Below are 17,476 nucleotides of genomic sequence, written 5' to 3' on the forward strand. Positions count from 1 at the left end.
AATGAAAAATGGTAATATCAGTATAAGAAGAGAAACAAAATCACTTATCAGAGAAACGATGTGAAGCCCATGCCAGCAAAATCGATCTACGTCGAAATCGAAATAGAAGATACCATTGAAAAGGTCTGGGAATACAGCCAAGATCCGAAGCTGCACGACCAATGGGATCTGCGGTTTACTTCAATTACATACAATGACAAGCTGCCGGATGATGATGTGCAAACCTTCACCTATTCCACAAAGTTGATGCCTGGAGTTCAAGTGACAGGTTGGGGTGAAAGTAAAGGCACGCACGAGAAAGCGAGTGGCGAAAAGACATCTTCGTTACAATTTGGGACGGAGCAATTAATTTCTCCGATTGCTGAAGGAAAAGGTCACTGGAAGTACATTCCTCATGAAAACGGGACTACGTTTTTAACGCAGTACGATTATCAAGTACGATTTGGAGTTTTCGGGAGACTGTTTGATCGGTTGTTCCGCCCGGTAATGGGGTGGGGAACTGCTTTAAGTTTTGATGTACTTAAGCGCTGGATCGAAGTAGGGGAAAGTCCGAAAACGCAGTATCGCAGGTTTTTTTCGTTCTACGCGATATGTTTTCTATTTGCATTTGTCTGGCTCTATCAAGGACTCGTTCCGAAGGTGCTGACGCAGCAACCACTGGAAATCCAAATGTTACTGCAACTATCTCCCCTGAACTATGCTCAAGCATCCACTGCGATTATCTGGGTAGGAATAGCGGAGATATTGTTTGGCTTTTGCTGGCTTGTTCCGAACCTGCAGAAGCGTTTACTACAACTACAAGTCGTTATTTTCCCATTTTTGACGCTCAGCGCAATCCTTGCGGAACCAGCTGTAGCGATTGCACCGTTCAATGTCATCACACTGAATGTGACCTTGTGGATAGTCTCGATCGTCGGATTGCTACTTCACGAGCAATTGCCGACTGCAAAAAGCTGCAAACGGAAGAGAGGGAAGTAGCATGACCATTTACTCGACTTTGTTAGGGGAGTCATTTCAAAAACTGCACCCGAAACTTCAGCATCGCTATGCATTGCCTTTAGATGAGGAGTTTTATGCGGAGGGCGTCATGAGCGAGATTCAAAATGGCAGCAAATTGCTTCTCCCGTTCTATCAGTTCGCAGCCAAATTAAACTTTCTGTTTCCTGAGAGTGGCAAGGATATTCCGTTTACTATCGTCAACAAGTGCGACATCAATAAAGCTGGAGAAGCTGAAGTGAAGTGGGAACGGACATTTTTCTTTCCAGAGGTCACTCGAAAATTTAACGCGAAGATGACAGTCGATTTTGAGAGACGACTCGTGAAAGATTATTTAGGGGACGCCCCTCTATTCTATTCAGATTTATTGTTCGATGTCACAGAAGATGGGTTTCTGATGATCACTTCCGGAGCACAAAAAGTGGTGCTAGGTAAGAAGGAAGTCGCCATCCCGAATCTGCTGCAGGGGCGTGTCACGGTGATAGAGGGGTATGATGAAAAGAAAGACGTCTACACCATTCATGTATCGATTTACAACAGTTTGTTAGGAAGGATACTGATGTATGCTGGTAAATTTAAAGAACGCTCTCGTTAACCCGCTCATTGTTTTGGGAATCGTCTTGTTCTCTATTAGTTTCGGACTAGGCCAACATGCAGGATATACATATTATTTAACAAGTGCTCAGCTCATTTTTATACCGACGTTATTGCAACTTGTCATGCCTCTTAGCAAACTGGATAAGTCGATACTAGCGCTCGGCATGCTGGCTGTCACGGCATTGCAATTGGATGTGGCGGCTTCTTTCGAAATGGTATGTGCAATCATTTACCTGATAGGCACTTTGTTGATTGCGTGGAAAGGCGTGGAACGCTTTTTAAATCGAGGATTCACGAACACACCTGAAATCATGATTGATGTAGGACTCATCTATATCGCAATTGGAGGCATGTGGTTTCTTGCGTTTATCGGAGAATTTGAGACCGGATTTAGTCCTCTTACTAACTGGCTAACAGCTATCCACTTTCATTATTCCGCATTTATGCTTTGCATCTCAGTCGGGCTGCTGGGCCGCATTCGAATGACGAAACTCTATAAGCTATGTGCGCTGATCATTGCAACAGGTCCGATGACGGTGGCCATTGGAATCACGTTTTCCTATACCATTGAGATTCTGTCGGTTTCGCTTTATGTAGTAGCCATTTATGCGTTGACGTTTTATGTATTCCGCTTGAAGCTACAACCAGCTCAATCGTTTCTAATTCGACTGTCATTTCTCACTTTATGTTTAACCATCTTAGGATCGCTTCTCTATGCCTTCGGAAACTTCACGGGAACTACAATCGTAACAATTCCAGACATGCTGGCTTTTCACGGCTTGTTGAATTGTTTGGTGTTTGGTTCCTTTACGGTGCTCGGCTGGGCATTACATGGCCCTGCAACCGATCAAAGACCGTATAGTTTTCCAGTCAGCAAAATCCGTGGGAAGTTAAAAGAGACCGGTGTACAACATCCTGGATTAGTAGATGATCTCCGTGACTATGTAGATGTGCAGAACCTATCTCCGCTAATTAAACGCTTTTACGAACGCACCGAGAACTTTCAATTACTGGCCTCGATCAACTGGGCGACTTGGTTCAAGCCCCTCGCATTTGTTTATCAATTTATAAGTCGAAGAATGGGACAGCTCAATCTGCCGTATTCCTCCTCTCAAATAGAAATGACAGGCGACATTCTACTAGTAGACGAACAGCTCGATGGAAGAGACATGCCGAGAGTCTGGCAGAGAAGAATCGGAGCGGAGACGGTCTTTGTTGCAATCTATTCGAAGCACGAGACAGATGGGTTAACTTTTATGAACATCGCCTTACCATTGCCGTTCTCTTCCATGCACGGAATTCTCGAACTGACTGCGAAGAACGAACACCTTCATCTAACTAGCAGGGGGATTGGGGACTCAGGAACATACCTTGCCATCGGTCGTTATGTATTTAAATTGCCTCTTCATGAGTACTTCATAATAGAAGAACATAATGGAACTTTAAATGCGACACACGACATGACGTTGTTCGGAATTCATTTTTTACATATCGATTATGTGATAACTGAAAAGACTAACAATCCGCGGAAACCTGTACTTTATTGGCTAAAAATGGTTTACTAGAAGGATAGAGCAAATTTTTTTTAAGATAAAAGTAGGTGACCACAATGGGAAAATATCAATTAGACGATAAAAGTAAAGCATTAGCTAATAAATATCAAGACGGTAAACGACCAGCTGTTTCGAACAAAAAAGAAAAGCTGGATCAGATTCGCGAGGCTTATTTGAAGAAGAAACAAGAGAAACAAGACAAAAAATAATAGAATCTTTCGGCCAACTCATAATCGAGTTGGTTTTTTTGTGTACTAAAATCATGTTAGTTTTTCTCTGTCACGTGAATATAAGCAAAATATTATTTTCTCAAACATAATTATGATATCTTTAATTCAAAGGAATTTATAGCTCCAATTAGGGTATAGAACTCTGAACAGGTTTTAATCTTGGTTTCAGGGGATTGAAATTGGTATCATAACAAAATTATTTTAGAATAGGGGAGGCAAAACAATGACAAAAGTTTCGTGGTCAAGATTCATGTTCTTTGCAATGCTGCTATTGTTACTAACACTCGCAGCATGTAGCAACGAGGAGACGGCAGACGAACCATCAATGAATGACTCGGGTACTACAACTGAGGAAGGTACTGATGAGGACACTAAAGAAGTCACTTCTGCAGAAACGGAGCCGAAAGTTACTGATTTTGAACCGGCATTTCCAGAACAGACACGAGCACCTGCAGTAGAGACGGAAACAGAACTGAACGTAGAAGTCATCGCTGAGGGTCTTGGCATCTCTTGGGGGATGGAAGAGTTTGAACCAAACCGCATTTTGATGACGCAACGAGACACAGCAGAACTTCTAATTGTAAATCTTGAAGACGGATCTGTTTCAGAGCCAATCGAAGGCACACCGGAAGTAAACAACGCAGGTCAAGGTGGTTTACTGGATGTTACTGTTGCACCTGACTTTGATGAATCACGACTTGTATTTTTAACCTTCTCTCAAGATCTTGATGGCGGTACGGTCACGGCTTTAGGGAAAGGTGTTTTATCAGAAGATGAAACTTCACTTGAAGACTTTGAAGTCATCTTCCAAGCAACACCTGCATATGAGGGGGACTTACACTATGGTGGACGTATTATCTTTGATGAGGATGGCAACTTATTTTTAACAACGGGCGAGCGTTCAGATGATCCGATTCGTGAACGTGCACAAGACCTAGATGCGTATTTAGGTAAAGTCATTCACATTACACAAGACGGTGAACCGGTCGATTCGAATCCATTCATTGAAGAGGAAGGCGCTCTTGGCGGTATTTACAGTTACGGTCACCGAAACATTCAAGGTGTGGACTTCAACCCTGTAACAGGAGACCTTTGGATTGTTGAATTCGGACCACAAGCTGGGGACGAGCTGAATATCATCAAACCAGGAAACAACTATGGATGGCCAATTGTTTCTTATGGTATCGAATATTCTGGTGAATTGATCAATGAGGGGATTTCGGAACACGAAGCGCAAGGTTTTGTTGAGCCCGTCTATTATTGGGATCCAACAGCTGCTCCAAGTGGGATGTCCTTCTACGATAACACCGCTATCCCTGAATGGGAGAACAACTTGTTCATCGGCGGTTTAGCGTCGAGCTATATCGTGCGCGTGGTTATTGAAGATGACATTGTCGTTGGAGAAGAACGTTTGTTGGCTGATGAAGGGCAACGCTTCCGCGATATTCTTGTAACTGAAGATGGTGCACTTATTGCCATCACGGATGGCGGTTCGATTTACAAGATTACTGCAGCAGAATAAAGACTCATATCTAAGTAGAGACCTCTTCGGGGGTCTCTATTTTAGTTTGGTGCACAGGTTCAAAATAGGGTGTGACGGTAACGGCGATGAAGGGACGCGATTACCATCTCTATTTTCATCCTCATAATTTAGCGGAGCGCACGGATCAAGGCATACAAGATTTAGAAGAGATTCTGAAGCATTTTCGGTATTTACAGCGCACATTTGGGATTGAATCAAGTACAATACGGGAGTATTTAAAAGGACCAGTCGATTGACTGGCCCTCCCATTGTTCCTTATTACCGCACTCCGTATTTCCGCTCAAGTTGTACAATCTCTGCATCTGCATTCGGTTTCCCATTTATTAAATCGAGGAGTAGTCCAGATCCCAGCATGCTGTAGACCGTTCCATTCCCACCGTAGCCGAGCAAGTAATAGTGGTTAGCTTTTGTCGGGTGTTCTCCGATAAACGGCAAGTTATCAATAGATTCACCGAAGCTTGCCGCGTAGCAAGCATTGATCTCGAAATTTTGGTCTGGGAACAACTCACTTAGCGCTGCTAACAGACGCTCGCCACGTTCTTCAATTAAGTCGTCAGAATAAGGAGCTTCCGGCTTGTCTTCATCCAGACCTCCGACTACTACGGCATTTTCTTCAGTTAATCGTGCGTATAAGTAGGGTCGCTTCGTCTCCCAAATTAAGGCGCGCTCATACCATTCTGGAATCGCATCTACAGGCTTTGTAGCGATGGCATAGGAGCGGTTGATGTCTGCTCCGATTCGTTTCCCTACAGGAACCGTTTCGTATCCGGTTGTATAAATGATCGTCGAAGCAAAAAATGTTCCATTAGAAGTCCGAACGTCTAATCCGTCAGGTGTTTCAAAAACTTCGGTCACTTCCGTGAAAGGGAATAGGTGACCACCGAGTTCTTCTACGTTAGTAAGAACCCCTTGAACAAACTTCAGCGGGTTCACTTCAGCGTCTTGGTGCGTAATCAGTGCAGCGGGCTTTGAAAACGGAAGGTGTTTCTCGACATCTGATTGATCCCAGTAGTCGCAAGGGAATCCGTGCTTTGTGAGCGCTGCAAATTCTTTTTGGAGTTTTGCTACATCGTCTTCTACACTTGCATAGCAAATACTAGGTCTTCTTATAAAGTCCCCATTTCCAGGAATCGTAGAAGCCACTTTCTCCAATTCGTCCATAGCCTCTAAACACATCTGATAAAATCGGACAGCGTCTTGTTCTCCGATTTGGTCAATCAGTTCAAACAGCATGATGTCATTTGAATATTGGAGAAGGCCCGTGTTCGCGCTCGTGCTCCCCGTTCCGAACTGACGCTTATCTAACACAGCAACTTTCTTCCCGTCTTTCACTAATTGATAAGCAGTCAATGAACCCGACATGCCACCTCCAACTACTAGCGTATCGTAGTGTTCCAATCGTTCAGGTACAGGTTGTGGTTCAAATGGAGATGTCGTCTGAGGCCAGTAGAGATTTCCGTTATGTATGTGCATACTCATTCTCCTTTTCTAGTCATATAGGCTCACTATACCCGTGAGGGATCTTAAGCTAAACTAGAGAGAAGTATAAAGGAGGATTTTATTATGCAAACACCACATATACTCGTCATCGATGGCATGGCTTTATTGTTCCGTTCGTTTTTTGCAACGGCGATGTCAGGACAATTTTTTGTAAACGAGCAGGGGTTGCCGACAAATGCCGTACAAGGCTTTGCCAGACACGTGTTAACCGCAAGGGATATTTTTGGACCAAGTCACGTAGTTGTCACTTGGGACAAGGGGATGCACACGTTTCGTAATGAATTGTTCGAAGGTTATAAGATCAATCGACCGGCACCGCCTCAAGAAATGATTCCTCAGTTTGATATGGCGCAAGAGCTTTCGGAGCAGCTTGGGTGGGCGAACCTAGGGGTAGTCGGAATGGAAGCGGACGATACGATTGCTTCTGTCACGAAGAAGTGGCAAGGGGAAGGGCGCTTTACGATAGTTAGCGGGGATAAAGATCTTCTTCAATTATTAAGACCCGATGTTTCCATCGAATTTACGAAAAAAGGATTTTCCATCTATGACTCGTATCATCTAGAGCGTTTCCGAGAAGAGTATGGGATTGAACCGCATCAATTTCCAGATGTGAAAGCGTTCATGGGGGACAGCAGCGATGGCTATCCGGGAGTGAAGGGTATTGGTCCGAAGACGGCACTTCAGTTGATTCAAACGTACGGAAGTGTGGATGGGGTGCTAGCGGCAAAAGAAGAGCTAAAGCCAGGGCAGCGCAAGAAAATAGATGAAGCAGGCGAGCTACTTGCCATCTCTAAACAACTTGCAGTCATTCGCGATGATGTGCCGATTGATGTGACTCTCGATCAACTGTACTGGGAAACTGCGCCGCATTCAGCAAAAGAGTTCTGTAACCAGAATGGCTACAAACAAGTGCTCCGTCAGCTACTTTGACGGAGCTAGTTTGACGAATGTTAGGACGGAATGATTGGGACCGTATAGAATTTTGCGAAGCTTGCTTTCTCGGTTCGGTCCGCCATTGTCATGTACATAAAGATAGAGCTTTCCCTGTTCTACGGAATAGCCCGTCATAGGGACCCAGTGGTAGGCGAACGTAGACTGAAGATCGAACTCAAATGAAAAGTATTTATCAAACTTGACGGCTACCGGCCGTCCTTTTTTTATTTCTTGAAGAGCTTCATGTAAGGTACAAGTTTCTGCAGTCCACTCAGGTCCCACAAGTCGATTTAAATTTATCACAAAGCGATGTGTGAAAAGACCGATGCGTGTCCCTTTTAATAGAATATAGAGGCTGTTGACAGAAGGTGCGGGAAGGCCGAGATGTTTGAGTAGTAGATGTGCAGTGGTCGGTCCGCAAGCTGAAGAGCGCAGCATAGGTTCAATACGTTCATCGTATTGAGACATCCCTTCAAACGGTAAGATTCTTTTCATTTAGAGACACCTCCAAAAAAACGTGCCTTTCTAGGGGCACGTTTTGTAATCGTATTATTTTAATTTCCCATTGGACTCATGCAATAAACCTTGCAGCGCGCTACGGAAGGATTGATAGGTTTCAATCTCGACATGCACTCCTGCACGAACGATTTCTTGAATCAGTTTTGGATGGAAGCCAACATAAATTGGACGCATTCCCATCAATTTCATCGAACTGTTCAAGCTTGAAATGGCTATGGCAAGTTCATTGAAATCAAAGTTTGAGACATCATCAGTAGAAACTCCTGTATAATCGAAAATTACATTTTCCACTTCACGGTGTTCGGCGATATAGCTTAAGACGTGAGTTTCAATGTTGTTGAAACGTTCACGGTAGATGTAACCGGCAACAGGTACCATAATCGTCTTTGGAACAATAGACGGAATGATGGGAGACGACATGTTAAAAACGATCGATTTGTAATACTCCAGTTCTTCTCGTAACTGGAGCACCTCTTGTTCAGTTGTCATAATGGGTCTCCTACTCATTCACGGATTCTAAGAAATCAGTTACTTGCTGCGGAGACTTCGCGTTTGCACTGTGTAGATGCGCTTTCTTTTCTCCATCTTTAAAGATCAAAAGGCTTGGAATTCCCATAACTTCATATTTATCAGCAATTTCTGGTAGCTCGTCACGATTCACATCATACCACGTATACTGATTGTATTCTTCCACGATTGGGTCGATGAACATATCCATACGACGGCAATCTGGACACCAGCCAGCTTGGAATTTGACCATGACTTCTTTTCCTGAATTAATGACTTCGTTAAACTGATCCACTGTTTTGATAGGTTCCATAAAGCAACTCCCTTTCTGTATGTACTCTTAGTTTACAATAAAGCCACTAAAAGACAAATCCAAAGCACTAACAATAGTATTGCGAAAATTTAAAATATGTTCTACACTAGGACTAAGGGAAAATGAATGAGTATTCATTCAAAATATGAAGGGGGCATCTCAGTGTCATATCAAATTAAAAAAGCAGCGGTCATTGGATCCGGCGTCATGGGGTCTGGAATTGCAGCGCACTTGGCAAATAGCGGGATTGCAACGTACTTACTTGATATCGTTCCAAAGGAAGTAAATGAAACAGATGCAAAAAAAGGATGGACAAAAGAAACGCCTGCATTTCGTAATTCAGTAGCAACGGGCGCGCTTGAAAAATTGTTGAAGCAAAAACCAGCACCGTTAACGTCTAAAAAGAACCTTCAATTAATTACACCAGGAAACTTAGAAGATGATTTAGAGAAATTAAAAGATGTCGACTGGATCATAGAAGTTATCGTCGAGAACTTGGAAGTAAAACAAAACTTGTTCGCTCGAATCGATGACATTTTGACTCCGGGTACCATTGTCACTTCGAATACTTCAGGTATCAGCATCGAAGATATGACAAAGGGAAGAAGCGAAGCGTTTGCTAGTCACTTCTTAGGAACTCATTTCTTCAACCCACCACGTTATTTGAAACTGCTAGAAGTAATCCCAGCGTCAACAACGAAACCAGAAGTCATCGAATTTATGAAACGCTTCGGGGAAGACGTTTTAGGTAAAGGGGTCGTCGTTGCGAAAGACACGCCAAACTTTATCGCAAACCGCATCGGAACTTACGGTTTACTCGTGACACTGCGTGAAATGGTCGAACGCGGCTATTCAGTAGGTGAAGTGGATTCTGTAACAGGTCCTGCAATCGGTCGTCCAAAATCAGCTACGTTCCGCACATTAGATGTAGTAGGTCTTGATACGTTCTTACATGTAGCTAAAAATGTTTACGACAAGACGACAGGTGATGAGCAAAAGGTGTTTGATCCACCTGCTTTCATGAAGCAGATGGTGGAGAACAACTGGTTAGGTGCAAAATCGGGCCAAGGGTTCTTCGTCAAGAAGGATAAAGAAATCTTTGAATTGAACCCATCTACTCTGGATTATGAGCCAGTGAAAAAATTGAAAACGCCTTCACTTGAACTTGCGAAACAAGAAAAAGGTCTCGCAAACAAAGTGAAGACACTCGTTTACGCGAAAGATCGTACAGGAGAGCTTCTTTGGAACATCTTCAGTCCAGTACTTCGCTACTCTGCAGAGCTTCACGGTGAGATTGCTGATGATATCGTAGCTATTGATCAAGCAATGAAATGGGGCTTCGGCTGGCAGCAAGGACCATTTGAGACTTGGGATGCTATCGGTGTAGAAAAATCAGTGGCTCACATGAAAGAAGAAGGCCACGAGATTCCAGCATTCGTACAAGCACTTCTTGATCAAGGACATAGTTCCTTCTATAAAGAAGAAGACGGCGAGTTGTACTTCTTTACAGGTTCTGACTATGCGAAGGTACCGACAAATGAAAAAGTCATTGATTTAAAGGCATATAAAAAGAAACACGGCGTCATCAAAAAGAACAGTGGGGCAAGCTTGATCGACCTTGGAGACGGGATTGCACTTCTTGAATTCCATTCGCAGTCGAACTCGATTGGACCGGACATTCTACAGATGATCAACTTTGCAGTAGATGAAGTAGAAAAGAATTTCAAAGGACTTGTTATTGGGAACCAAGGCAAGAACTTCTGTGTCGGCGCAAACCTTGGCATGATCTTGATGGAAGCGCAAGATGACAACATCTTTGAACTGGATTTCATTGTTCGCATGTTCCAACAAGCGATGTTGAAAATCAAATATTCTTCTAAACCTGTTGTAGCGGCACCGTTTGGTATGACACTAGGCGGAGGAGCAGAAGTTTGCTTACCGACTGCACACATTCAAGCATCGACGGAGACTTATATGGGTCTTGTAGAAGCAGGTGTTGGTTTGATTCCTGGTGGCGGAGGCAACAAAGAGCTTTACATCAAGCATTTGAGCTCTCTACCAAACAACGTCAAAGTGGACTACGTGGAAGTCGCTACGACTGTATTCGAGACGATTGCTATGGCAAAAGTATCGACATCTGGTGAAGAAACACGTGAAAACAACTTCTTAAACCAAGCAGACGGCGTCAGCGTTAACCCGGATCACTTGATCTACGATGCGAAACAAGCGGCTTTACATTTATATGAAGCGGGCTACAAAGCACCGATTCGTCAGAAAGTTCCTGTATCTGGTGCACCAGGTTACGCAACGATGCTCGTAGGAGCTGAAGGCTTGCGTTTGTCTGGTTACATCAGTGAACACGATATGAAAATTGCGAAGAAACTTGCTTATGTATTAGCAGGTGGAGAAGTTCCATACGGCACTCTAGTTGATGAAGAGTATCTATTGAACTTGGAGCGCGAAGCGTTCTTGAGCTTAGTAGCAGAACCGAAATCACAAATGCGCATGCAGCACATGCTTGTCAAAGGCAAACCACTTCGTAACTAACCGAAATCAAAAGGAGGAAACAATCCATGCGTGAAGCAGTATTAGTAGCAGGAGCCCGTACCCCTGTTGGGAAAGCAAAAAAAGGCTCACTGGCCACTGTACGTCCTGACGATTACGGGGCGCTAGTGGTAAAAGAAACATTACAACGAGCAGGCTATGAAGGACCAATCGATGATTTGATCATGGGCTGTGCAATGCCTGAAGCGGAGCAAGGAATGAATGTAGCGCGTAATATCGGCGCGCTTGCAGGTCTTCCGGATACGACACCAGCGATCACAATCAATCGCTTCTGTTCATCTGGTTTGCAATCCATCGCCTACGCATCAGAGCGCATCATGGTCGGCCATGCTCAAGCAATCATTGCCGGCGGTGTGGAATCGATGAGTATGATTCCGATGACAGGAAACACACTTCGATTGAACCCGACTCTTGCAGAGACGGCACCTCAGTATTACATGGGGATGGGGCACACAGCAGAACAAGTTGCCATGAAGTACGGCATCAGCCGTGAGGACCAAGATGCTTTTGCTGTGGAGTCTCATAAAAAAGCAGCTGCGGCAATTGCAGCTGGCAAATTTAAAGACGAGATCGTTCCTGTAGAAGTGACGCATCATTTTGTAGACGGGAACAACAAGCAACAGACGAAAACGCGTCTATTCGAAATGGATGAAGGTGTTCGTAAAGGGACGACAGTAGAAACACTTGCGAAGCTTCGTCCTGCATTCAACGTTCGTGGTTCTGTTACTGCTGGGAATGCTTCTCAGACTTCTGATGGTGCCGGAGCTTTACTAGTTATGGACCGTGAAGTAGCGGAAGCACAAGGCTTGAAGCCACTTGCAAAATTCCGTTCGTTCGCAACGGCAGGAGTTCCACCAGAAATCATGGGTATTGGGCCAGTCGAAGCGATTCCAAAAGCATTGAAGCTTGCAGGGCTTTCTATTGAAGATATTGATGTTTGGGAGTTAAATGAAGCCTTCGCTTCTCAATCACTTCAAATCATTCGCCAGTTGAATCTAGATGTAACAAAAGTCAACATCAACGGCGGCGCGATTGCACTAGGGCATCCACTTGGAGCAACAGGTGCTATCTTAACTCTTAAAATGATCCATGAATTAAAACGTCAACAGAAGCAGTTCGGTGTTGTCACGATGTGTATCGGTGGCGGTATGGGTGCTGCAGGCGTATTCGAATTACTATAAAAGGAGGACATTCACATGTCACAAGCAGTAAAAGGTGGAGCGTTTTTAATCGAAGATTTAACAGCTGATCGTGTATTTACACCAGAGGATTTCTCTGATGAGCAAAAGATGATTGCGAAAACTACAGAGGACTATGTAAAGAACTCGGTATTGCCAGTAGTTGAAAACTTGGAGCACCATGAGTTTGAACATTCTGTACGTCTATTAAAAGAAGCTGGAGAACTAGGCTTACTTGCAGCGGATATTCCAGAAGAATATGACGGCCTAGGATTAGATAAAGTATCTTCAGCTTTGATTGCTGAGAAGATGTCAGTAGCAGGTGGTTTCTCGATCACTCACGGAGCACACGTAGGTATCGGTTCACTACCAATCGTTCTTTTCGGTAACGAAGAGCAAAAGAAAAAATACCTTCCGTACTCAGCAACTGCTGAAAAGATCTTTGCTTATGCACTGACAGAGCCAGGTTCTGGTTCAGATGCACTTGGAGCGAAGACATCTGCGAAGTTGAACGCAGCTGGTACTCACTATGTATTAAACGGTGAAAAACAATGGATCACAAATGCAGGCTTTGCGGATGTGTTCGTAGTATACGCTAAAATCGATGGCGAGCAGTTCACTGCATTCATCGTGGAAAAAGACTTCCCAGGCGTCTCTGTTGGAGCGGAAGAGAAGAAGATGGGTATCAAGTCTTCATCAACTCGTACATTGATTTTAGAAGACGCTGAAGTGCCTGTAGAGAATTTATTAGGTGAAGTAGGCCGTGGCCACGTCATTGCCTTCAACATCTTAAATATCGGCCGTTACAAGCTGGGTGTAGGTACAGTAGGTGGAGCGAAGCGTGCGCTTGAGCTTTCTATCTCTTATGCAAACCAACGCCAACAGTTCAAAACGCCACTTTCATCATTCAACTTGACGAAGCAGAAGCTAGCGACAATGGCTTCAAAACTTTATGCTACGGAGAGCCTAATCTACCGTACAGTAGGTTATTTTGAAGACCGTATGAACGAGCTTTCAGAAGAAGCACAAAAAGATGGGAAAGAAATTGCAGCAGCTATCGCTGAATATGCAATTGAATGTTCAATTAACAAAGTTGTCGGTTCTGAAGTGTTGGATTACATTGCAGACGAAGCCGTTCAATTACATGGTGGTTACGGGTTCATGCAAGAGTATGAAGTAGAACGTATTTACCGTGATTCACGTATCAACCGTATCTTCGAAGGTACGAATGAAATCAACCGTATGATCGTTCCTGGTACGTTCTTGAAGAAAGCTATGAAAGGTGAATTGCCATTACTTCAGCAAGCTATGAAGCTTCAAGAAGAGCTTCTGATGATGATGCCAGAAGAAGTGGGCGACGAGCCACTAGCAAAAGAAAAAGTATTAGTGAAGAATGCGAAGAAGATTGGTTTACTTGCAGCAGGTCTTGCAGCACAGCGCTTTGGCGCGAAACTTGATGCAGAGCAAGAAGTTTTAGTGAACATTGCGAATATCGCTAACAATGTCTTCGCTATGGAATCTGCATTGCTTCGTTCTGAAAAAGCTTTAGAAAAAGTAGGAGCTGAAAAAGCGGCTCAGAAGATCCTTTATACAGAGATCTATTGCCAAGAGGCTTTCGAAGAAATCGAAAAGTATGCTAAAGATACACTGCTTGCTGCTGTTGACGGCGACAACCAGCGCATGATGCTATCGGCTCTTCGTAAGTTGACGCGCAACACACCGTACAATTTGGTGACTAAGAAACGTGAAGCTTCTGTGAAGTTGATCGACGCTGAAAAATACGTAGTATAAGTGTTTGTCCATCCCTGCATTCGTGCAGGGATTTTTCTTGTGGACGATTTCTCGGTATACTAGTACTAGAGAGACTGAAGGAGGAATGGACATGGCAATTGAGATGTATGGCTATCCGAACTGTACAACGTGTAAAAAAGCGGAAAAATGGATGAAAGAACAAGGTATCGACTATACCTATCATCACATCGTAGAACAACCGCCTAGTCGAGAGCTTTTAAAGAATATGGCTGAATCGAATGGTCTGGAATTGAAAAAATTATTCAATACTAGCGGTCAAAAATACCGTGAGCTTGGCTTGAAAGACAAATTAGCTACCATGTCTGATGATGAGAAACTAGACGTCCTCACGTCAGATGGTATGTTGATCAAACGGCCGTTCACAACTGATGGCGAGAAAGTGACGGTTGGGTTTAAAGAGCCAGATTTTGAAGCTACTTGGACAAAATAAGAGCTTGTCGAAAGCTTCAAATTGTGTCACTATTAAAGAGAAAATTGCAGATGTCGAGAGGAGATTAATGATGAGTATTCCTAAAGAACTTCGTTATTCTAAAGACCATGAGTGGGTAAAGCATGAAGAGGGCACAGCAACAATCGGTATCACAGATTTCGCACAGTCTGAGCTAGGGGACATCGTATTCGTTGAACTTCCAGCGGTAGGCGACGAAATCAAAGCAGGTGACGCATTCGGTAGCGTGGAATCCGTTAAGACGGTTTCAGAGCTTTATGCACCGATAAGCGGTAAAGTAGTAGCGGTGAACGAATCCTTAGAAGACAGCCCGGAGTTCGTCAACGAATCTCCTTACGAAAATGCATGGATGGTGAAAGTAGAGCCAACAGACTCTGCTGAAACGGATGCATTGTTAACTGCAGAACAGTACGAAGAATTAATCAGCTAATGAAGTCCGCCACTACGGCGGGCTTTTTTCTTGAGATTGTGCGGGAGATTTGCTACCTTAGGCAAGTAAAGGTGGAGAACGAACATGAAAGAAATCACAAATACAGAATGGCAAGAAAGCGGTTATTCGCTGCTTTACATCTACACTCCGATGTGCGGCACGTGCCAAGTTGCGTCTAAAATGTTAAGTGTCTGTGAGCAGTTGATTGATGAAGAGATTCCTCAGATCAATGCAAACTACGCACCAGAGCTCATGCATGAACATCAGATAGAAAGTGTGCCTTGTTTATTGATTCAAAAAGGCGAAGAACCTATTGAAAAGATCTATGCATTTCAGTCTGTACCTTACTTACTAGAAAAAATAAAAAATTATGATAGAAACTAGTTGACGCTATAAAATAGCTATGATACTATTCGATTACTGACAACAATACTAATTGAATATGCGTCGCTCTTATAAAGAGAGGTGGAGGGAAGTGCCCTATGAAGCCCGGCAACCGTCACGAAAGTGAAATGGTGCCAAGTCACGCAAAGCTAGCGCTTTGAGAGATGAGAGAATGGATATCCGTTGATAAAACGATGACCCTTTCTGTCTGTGCGCAGAAAGGGTTTTTTTGTATATAAAAGGTTCCGCAGAAAAAGTAAAGAAAGGAGGCGGCGCGCATATGATTCAATTAAAAGATGTCTTTAAACAATACACGACAGGGAATGGAAAAGTCGTAGCTGTAGACCATGTTTCACTATCCATTGCTCAAGGAGAAATCTACGGCATCATCGGCTATAGTGGTGCAGGAAAAAGTTCACTCATTCGTCTACTGAACGGACTAGAACGTCCGACTGCTGGACAAATCGAGGTTAACGGTAGAGAAGTTTCGAAACTGTCTTCTAAAGACATGCGACAGTTCCGACAAAAGGTCAGTATGATCTTCCAACACTTCAACTTACTTTGGTCTCGAACTGTAGAAGAAAACATCGCATTTCCTTTGGAGATTGCGGGAGTTTCTAAGGACAAAAGAGCGGAGCGAGTGAAAGAGCTGATTGCTCTTGTAGGATTAGAAGGACGAGAGAAAGCTTATCCTTCTCAGTTATCAGGAGGACAAAAACAACGCGTAGGTATTGCTCGCGCGCTAGCCAATCGGCCTGAGGTACTCCTTTGTGATGAAGCAACTTCAGCTCTAGATCCAGAAACTACAGATCAAATTCTAGACCTTCTAGTCACCATCAACAAACAACTTGGATTGACGATCGTCTTGATTACGCACGAGATGCACGTGATTCAGAAAATTTGTCACCGTGTGGCTGTAATGGAAAATGGATTAGTTGTGGAGGAAGGACAAGTCATCGACGTCTTCAAAAATCCACAACAAGCCATCACGAAACGCTTCGTTTCACAGATCTCAGACGGAGCTCACTTCTCAGACACAGTGGATCATTTCTTAGAAATGTATCCGAATGGAAAACTAGTGAAGTTAACTTTCGTAGGAGATCAAACGGATCAGCCACTAATTGCTCGGTTGATTAAGCAATACGGTTTAGAAGTGACGATTGTTCAAGGGAACATTACACAAACTCAAAATGGTGCGCTAGGTACTCTGCTTTTACACATCGATGGAGATGCGTTAGCTATCGATGAAGCATTGGGTTACTTACACGCACAAAAAGTACAATCGGAGGTGATTCAGCATGATTGAGAATCTATTTCCGAATGTTGATTGGCCAAAAATGTGGGAAGCCACATATGAAACGCTATACATGACAGCTATTTCTACAGCTTTGACCTTTGTATTCGGTCTTGCTATCGGACTGCTGCTGTTTTTGACCGGACCCCATCAAGCTTGGTCCAATAAAATTGCAAACTGGTTGACTGGAGCACTTGTCAATATCTTCCGCTCTATCCCATTCATTATCTTGATTATTTTATTAATTCCGTTCACGAAGTTGTTACTTGGAAGTATTCGTGGACCTAACGCAGCTTTCCCAGCTTTAATTATCGGTGCCGCACCATTCTATGCGCGCATGGTACTTATCGCCCTTAAAGAGATTGACCGTGGGGTTTTAGAAGCCGCTAAGTCAATGGGAGCTACAACGTGGACGATTATTCGCAAAGTATTGCTTCCTGAATCGATGCCAGCCATCGTGTCAGGAATTACAGTTACATCTATTGCCCTTGTCGGTTATACGGCCATGGCGGGTGTAATCGGTGCTGGAGGACTCGGAACTTTAGCTTTCTTAGACGGATTCCAGCGCAACCAAACAGATGTGATGATTGTAGCTACAATTATCATTCTACTGATTGTATTTATTATCCAGTGGATCGGTGACTGGTTAACTAACCGATTAGATAAACGATAAC

19 protein-coding genes and 1 riboswitch are annotated in these 17,476 nt (G+C 43.7%); of the genes, 15 read left to right on the forward strand and 4 right to left on the reverse strand.

Annotation, left to right across the window (positions count from 1 at the left end; all coding sequences use genetic code 11):
* The first annotated feature begins 69 nt into the window (after nucleotides 1–69).
* The 6 genes from CQS04_RS08615 to CQS04_RS13795 all read left to right on the forward strand — a co-directional run bounded on the left by CQS04_RS08615 (nucleotide 70) and on the right by CQS04_RS13795 (nucleotide 5,155).
* Nucleotides 70–978 (forward strand): DoxX-like family protein, encoded by a 909-nt coding sequence (locus CQS04_RS08615; RefSeq protein ID WP_100353741.1) that lies wholly within the window; start codon nucleotides 70–72, stop codon nucleotides 976–978.
* Between the two features lies 1 nt (nucleotide 979).
* Nucleotides 980–1,591 (forward strand): DUF4166 domain-containing protein, encoded by a 612-nt coding sequence (locus tag CQS04_RS08620; protein ID WP_100353742.1) that lies wholly within the window; start codon nucleotides 980–982, stop codon nucleotides 1,589–1,591.
* A complete protein-coding gene (locus tag CQS04_RS08625; RefSeq protein ID WP_100353743.1) occupies nucleotides 1,560–3,158 on the forward strand; it encodes a YndJ family protein in 1,599 nt (532 codons plus the stop codon). The genes CQS04_RS08620 and CQS04_RS08625 overlap by 32 nt, the downstream gene beginning before the upstream one ends.
* Nucleotides 3,159–3,202: 44 nt before the next feature.
* Entirely contained in the window at nucleotides 3,203–3,355 is a 153-nt protein-coding gene (locus CQS04_RS08630) for an alcohol dehydrogenase (protein ID WP_100353744.1), read from the forward strand.
* Between the two features lie 244 nt (nucleotides 3,356–3,599).
* Entirely contained in the window at nucleotides 3,600–4,898 is a 1,299-nt protein-coding gene (locus CQS04_RS08635; RefSeq protein ID WP_100353745.1) for a PQQ-dependent sugar dehydrogenase, read from the forward strand.
* An 86-nt stretch (nucleotides 4,899–4,984) separates the two neighbouring features.
* Nucleotides 4,985–5,155, forward strand: coding sequence for a hypothetical protein (locus CQS04_RS13795; RefSeq protein WP_165775502.1), 171 nt, complete (start codon nucleotides 4,985–4,987; stop codon nucleotides 5,153–5,155).
* Between the two features lie 22 nt (nucleotides 5,156–5,177).
* Here CQS04_RS13795 and CQS04_RS08640 read toward each other — a convergent pair whose 3' ends face one another.
* Nucleotides 5,178–6,392, reverse strand: a complete 1,215-nt coding sequence (locus tag CQS04_RS08640) for an NAD(P)/FAD-dependent oxidoreductase (protein ID WP_100353746.1) — start codon at nucleotides 6,390–6,392, stop codon at nucleotides 5,178–5,180.
* A gap of 90 nt (nucleotides 6,393–6,482) precedes the next feature.
* Here CQS04_RS08640 and CQS04_RS08645 point away from each other — a divergent pair, with 90 nt between their 5' ends.
* Nucleotides 6,483–7,349, forward strand: coding sequence for a 5'-3' exonuclease (locus CQS04_RS08645; protein ID WP_100353747.1), 867 nt, complete (start codon nucleotides 6,483–6,485; stop codon nucleotides 7,347–7,349).
* Here CQS04_RS08645 and CQS04_RS08650 read toward each other — a convergent pair.
* From CQS04_RS08650 to CQS04_RS08660, 3 genes are read right to left on the reverse strand one after another with little or no spacing between them, the layout of a single operon-like run.
* Nucleotides 7,341–7,847, reverse strand: a complete 507-nt coding sequence (locus tag CQS04_RS08650; RefSeq protein ID WP_100353748.1) for a C39 family peptidase — start codon at nucleotides 7,845–7,847, stop codon at nucleotides 7,341–7,343. The two genes, CQS04_RS08645 and CQS04_RS08650, sit on opposite strands and share 9 nt — an antisense overlap.
* A gap of 54 nt (nucleotides 7,848–7,901) precedes the next feature.
* A complete protein-coding gene (locus CQS04_RS08655; RefSeq protein WP_100353749.1) occupies nucleotides 7,902–8,360 on the reverse strand; it encodes an STAS domain-containing protein in 459 nt (152 codons plus the stop codon).
* Nucleotides 8,361–8,370: 10 nt separating this feature from the next.
* Complete coding sequence (locus CQS04_RS08660) at nucleotides 8,371–8,691, reverse strand: thioredoxin family protein (protein WP_094944331.1); 321 nt, start codon at nucleotides 8,689–8,691, stop codon at nucleotides 8,371–8,373.
* A 162-nt stretch (nucleotides 8,692–8,853) separates the two neighbouring features.
* On the opposite strand from CQS04_RS08660, the gene CQS04_RS08665 reads away from it, so the two are divergent.
* The 8 genes from CQS04_RS08665 to CQS04_RS08700 all read left to right on the forward strand — a co-directional run bounded on the left by CQS04_RS08665 (nucleotide 8,854) and on the right by CQS04_RS08700 (nucleotide 17,475).
* Entirely contained in the window at nucleotides 8,854–11,238 is a 2,385-nt protein-coding gene (locus CQS04_RS08665) for a 3-hydroxyacyl-CoA dehydrogenase/enoyl-CoA hydratase family protein (RefSeq protein ID WP_100353750.1), read from the forward strand.
* A 26-nt stretch (nucleotides 11,239–11,264) separates the two neighbouring features.
* Nucleotides 11,265–12,437: an acetyl-CoA C-acetyltransferase gene (locus tag CQS04_RS08670; RefSeq protein ID WP_100353751.1), complete on the forward strand. Its 1,173-nt coding sequence runs from the start codon at nucleotides 11,265–11,267 to the stop codon at nucleotides 12,435–12,437.
* 15 nt (nucleotides 12,438–12,452) lie between these two features.
* The gene (locus CQS04_RS08675; RefSeq protein ID WP_100353752.1) at nucleotides 12,453–14,225 is read left to right on the forward strand and encodes an acyl-CoA dehydrogenase family protein; all 1,773 of its coding nucleotides are present in this window, start codon (nucleotides 12,453–12,455) and stop codon (nucleotides 14,223–14,225) included.
* Between the two features lie 91 nt (nucleotides 14,226–14,316).
* Nucleotides 14,317–14,676, forward strand: coding sequence for an arsenate reductase family protein (locus tag CQS04_RS08680; RefSeq protein WP_094944337.1), 360 nt, complete (start codon nucleotides 14,317–14,319; stop codon nucleotides 14,674–14,676).
* Nucleotides 14,677–14,746: 70 nt separating this feature from the next.
* Nucleotides 14,747–15,124 carry a glycine cleavage system protein GcvH gene (gcvH, locus tag CQS04_RS08685; protein ID WP_094944338.1) on the forward strand — a complete coding sequence of 126 codons (378 nt, stop codon included), beginning with the start codon at nucleotides 14,747–14,749 and terminating at the stop codon, nucleotides 15,122–15,124.
* 84 nt (nucleotides 15,125–15,208) lie between these two features.
* Nucleotides 15,209–15,508, forward strand: coding sequence for a thioredoxin family protein (locus CQS04_RS08690; protein WP_100353753.1), 300 nt, complete (start codon nucleotides 15,209–15,211; stop codon nucleotides 15,506–15,508).
* A gap of 66 nt (nucleotides 15,509–15,574) precedes the next feature.
* A riboswitch (SAM riboswitch) is annotated at nucleotides 15,575–15,679 on the forward strand.
* A gap of 109 nt (nucleotides 15,680–15,788) precedes the next feature.
* On the forward strand, nucleotides 15,789–16,814 hold the full coding sequence (locus tag CQS04_RS08695) for a methionine ABC transporter ATP-binding protein (RefSeq protein ID WP_100353754.1): 1,026 nt from the start codon (nucleotides 15,789–15,791) through the stop codon (nucleotides 16,812–16,814).
* Nucleotides 16,807–17,475, forward strand: a complete 669-nt coding sequence (locus CQS04_RS08700) for a methionine ABC transporter permease (protein ID WP_094944342.1) — start codon at nucleotides 16,807–16,809, stop codon at nucleotides 17,473–17,475. The genes CQS04_RS08695 and CQS04_RS08700 overlap by 8 nt, the downstream gene beginning before the upstream one ends.
* Nucleotide 17,476 lies beyond the last annotated feature (1 nt).

Origin of the sequence: Chryseomicrobium excrementi (assembly GCF_002798305.1) — a bacterium.
GTDB classification, from domain to species: domain Bacteria; phylum Bacillota; class Bacilli; order Bacillales_A; family Planococcaceae; genus Chryseomicrobium; species Chryseomicrobium excrementi.

Coding starts and splice junctions, on each gene's coding strand:
- CQS04_RS08615 (WP_100353741.1), top strand. CDS start 70: ATGCCAGCAAAATCGATCTACGTCGAAATCGAAATAGAAGATACCATT.
- CQS04_RS08620 (WP_100353742.1), top strand. CDS start 980: ATGACCATTTACTCGACTTTGTTAGGGGAGTCATTTCAAAAACTGCAC.
- CQS04_RS08625 (WP_100353743.1), top strand. CDS start 1,560: ATGCTGGTAAATTTAAAGAACGCTCTCGTTAACCCGCTCATTGTTTTG.
- CQS04_RS08630 (WP_100353744.1), top strand. CDS start 3,203: ATGGGAAAATATCAATTAGACGATAAAAGTAAAGCATTAGCTAATAAA.
- CQS04_RS08635 (WP_100353745.1), top strand. CDS start 3,600: ATGACAAAAGTTTCGTGGTCAAGATTCATGTTCTTTGCAATGCTGCTA.
- CQS04_RS13795 (WP_165775502.1), top strand. CDS start 4,985: ATGAAGGGACGCGATTACCATCTCTATTTTCATCCTCATAATTTAGCG.
- CQS04_RS08640 (WP_100353746.1), bottom strand. CDS start 6,392: ATGCACATACATAACGGAAATCTCTACTGGCCTCAGACGACATCTCCA.
- CQS04_RS08645 (WP_100353747.1), top strand. CDS start 6,483: ATGCAAACACCACATATACTCGTCATCGATGGCATGGCTTTATTGTTC.
- CQS04_RS08650 (WP_100353748.1), bottom strand. CDS start 7,847: ATGAAAAGAATCTTACCGTTTGAAGGGATGTCTCAATACGATGAACGT.
- CQS04_RS08655 (WP_100353749.1), bottom strand. CDS start 8,360: ATGACAACTGAACAAGAGGTGCTCCAGTTACGAGAAGAACTGGAGTAT.
- CQS04_RS08660 (WP_094944331.1), bottom strand. CDS start 8,691: ATGGAACCTATCAAAACAGTGGATCAGTTTAACGAAGTCATTAATTCA.
- CQS04_RS08670 (WP_100353751.1), top strand. CDS start 11,265: ATGCGTGAAGCAGTATTAGTAGCAGGAGCCCGTACCCCTGTTGGGAAA.
- CQS04_RS08675 (WP_100353752.1), top strand. CDS start 12,453: ATGTCACAAGCAGTAAAAGGTGGAGCGTTTTTAATCGAAGATTTAACA.
- CQS04_RS08680 (WP_094944337.1), top strand. CDS start 14,317: ATGGCAATTGAGATGTATGGCTATCCGAACTGTACAACGTGTAAAAAA.
- gcvH (WP_094944338.1), top strand. CDS start 14,747: ATGAGTATTCCTAAAGAACTTCGTTATTCTAAAGACCATGAGTGGGTA.
- CQS04_RS08690 (WP_100353753.1), top strand. CDS start 15,209: ATGAAAGAAATCACAAATACAGAATGGCAAGAAAGCGGTTATTCGCTG.
- CQS04_RS08695 (WP_100353754.1), top strand. CDS start 15,789: ATGATTCAATTAAAAGATGTCTTTAAACAATACACGACAGGGAATGGA.
- CQS04_RS08700 (WP_094944342.1), top strand. CDS start 16,807: ATGATTGAGAATCTATTTCCGAATGTTGATTGGCCAAAAATGTGGGAA.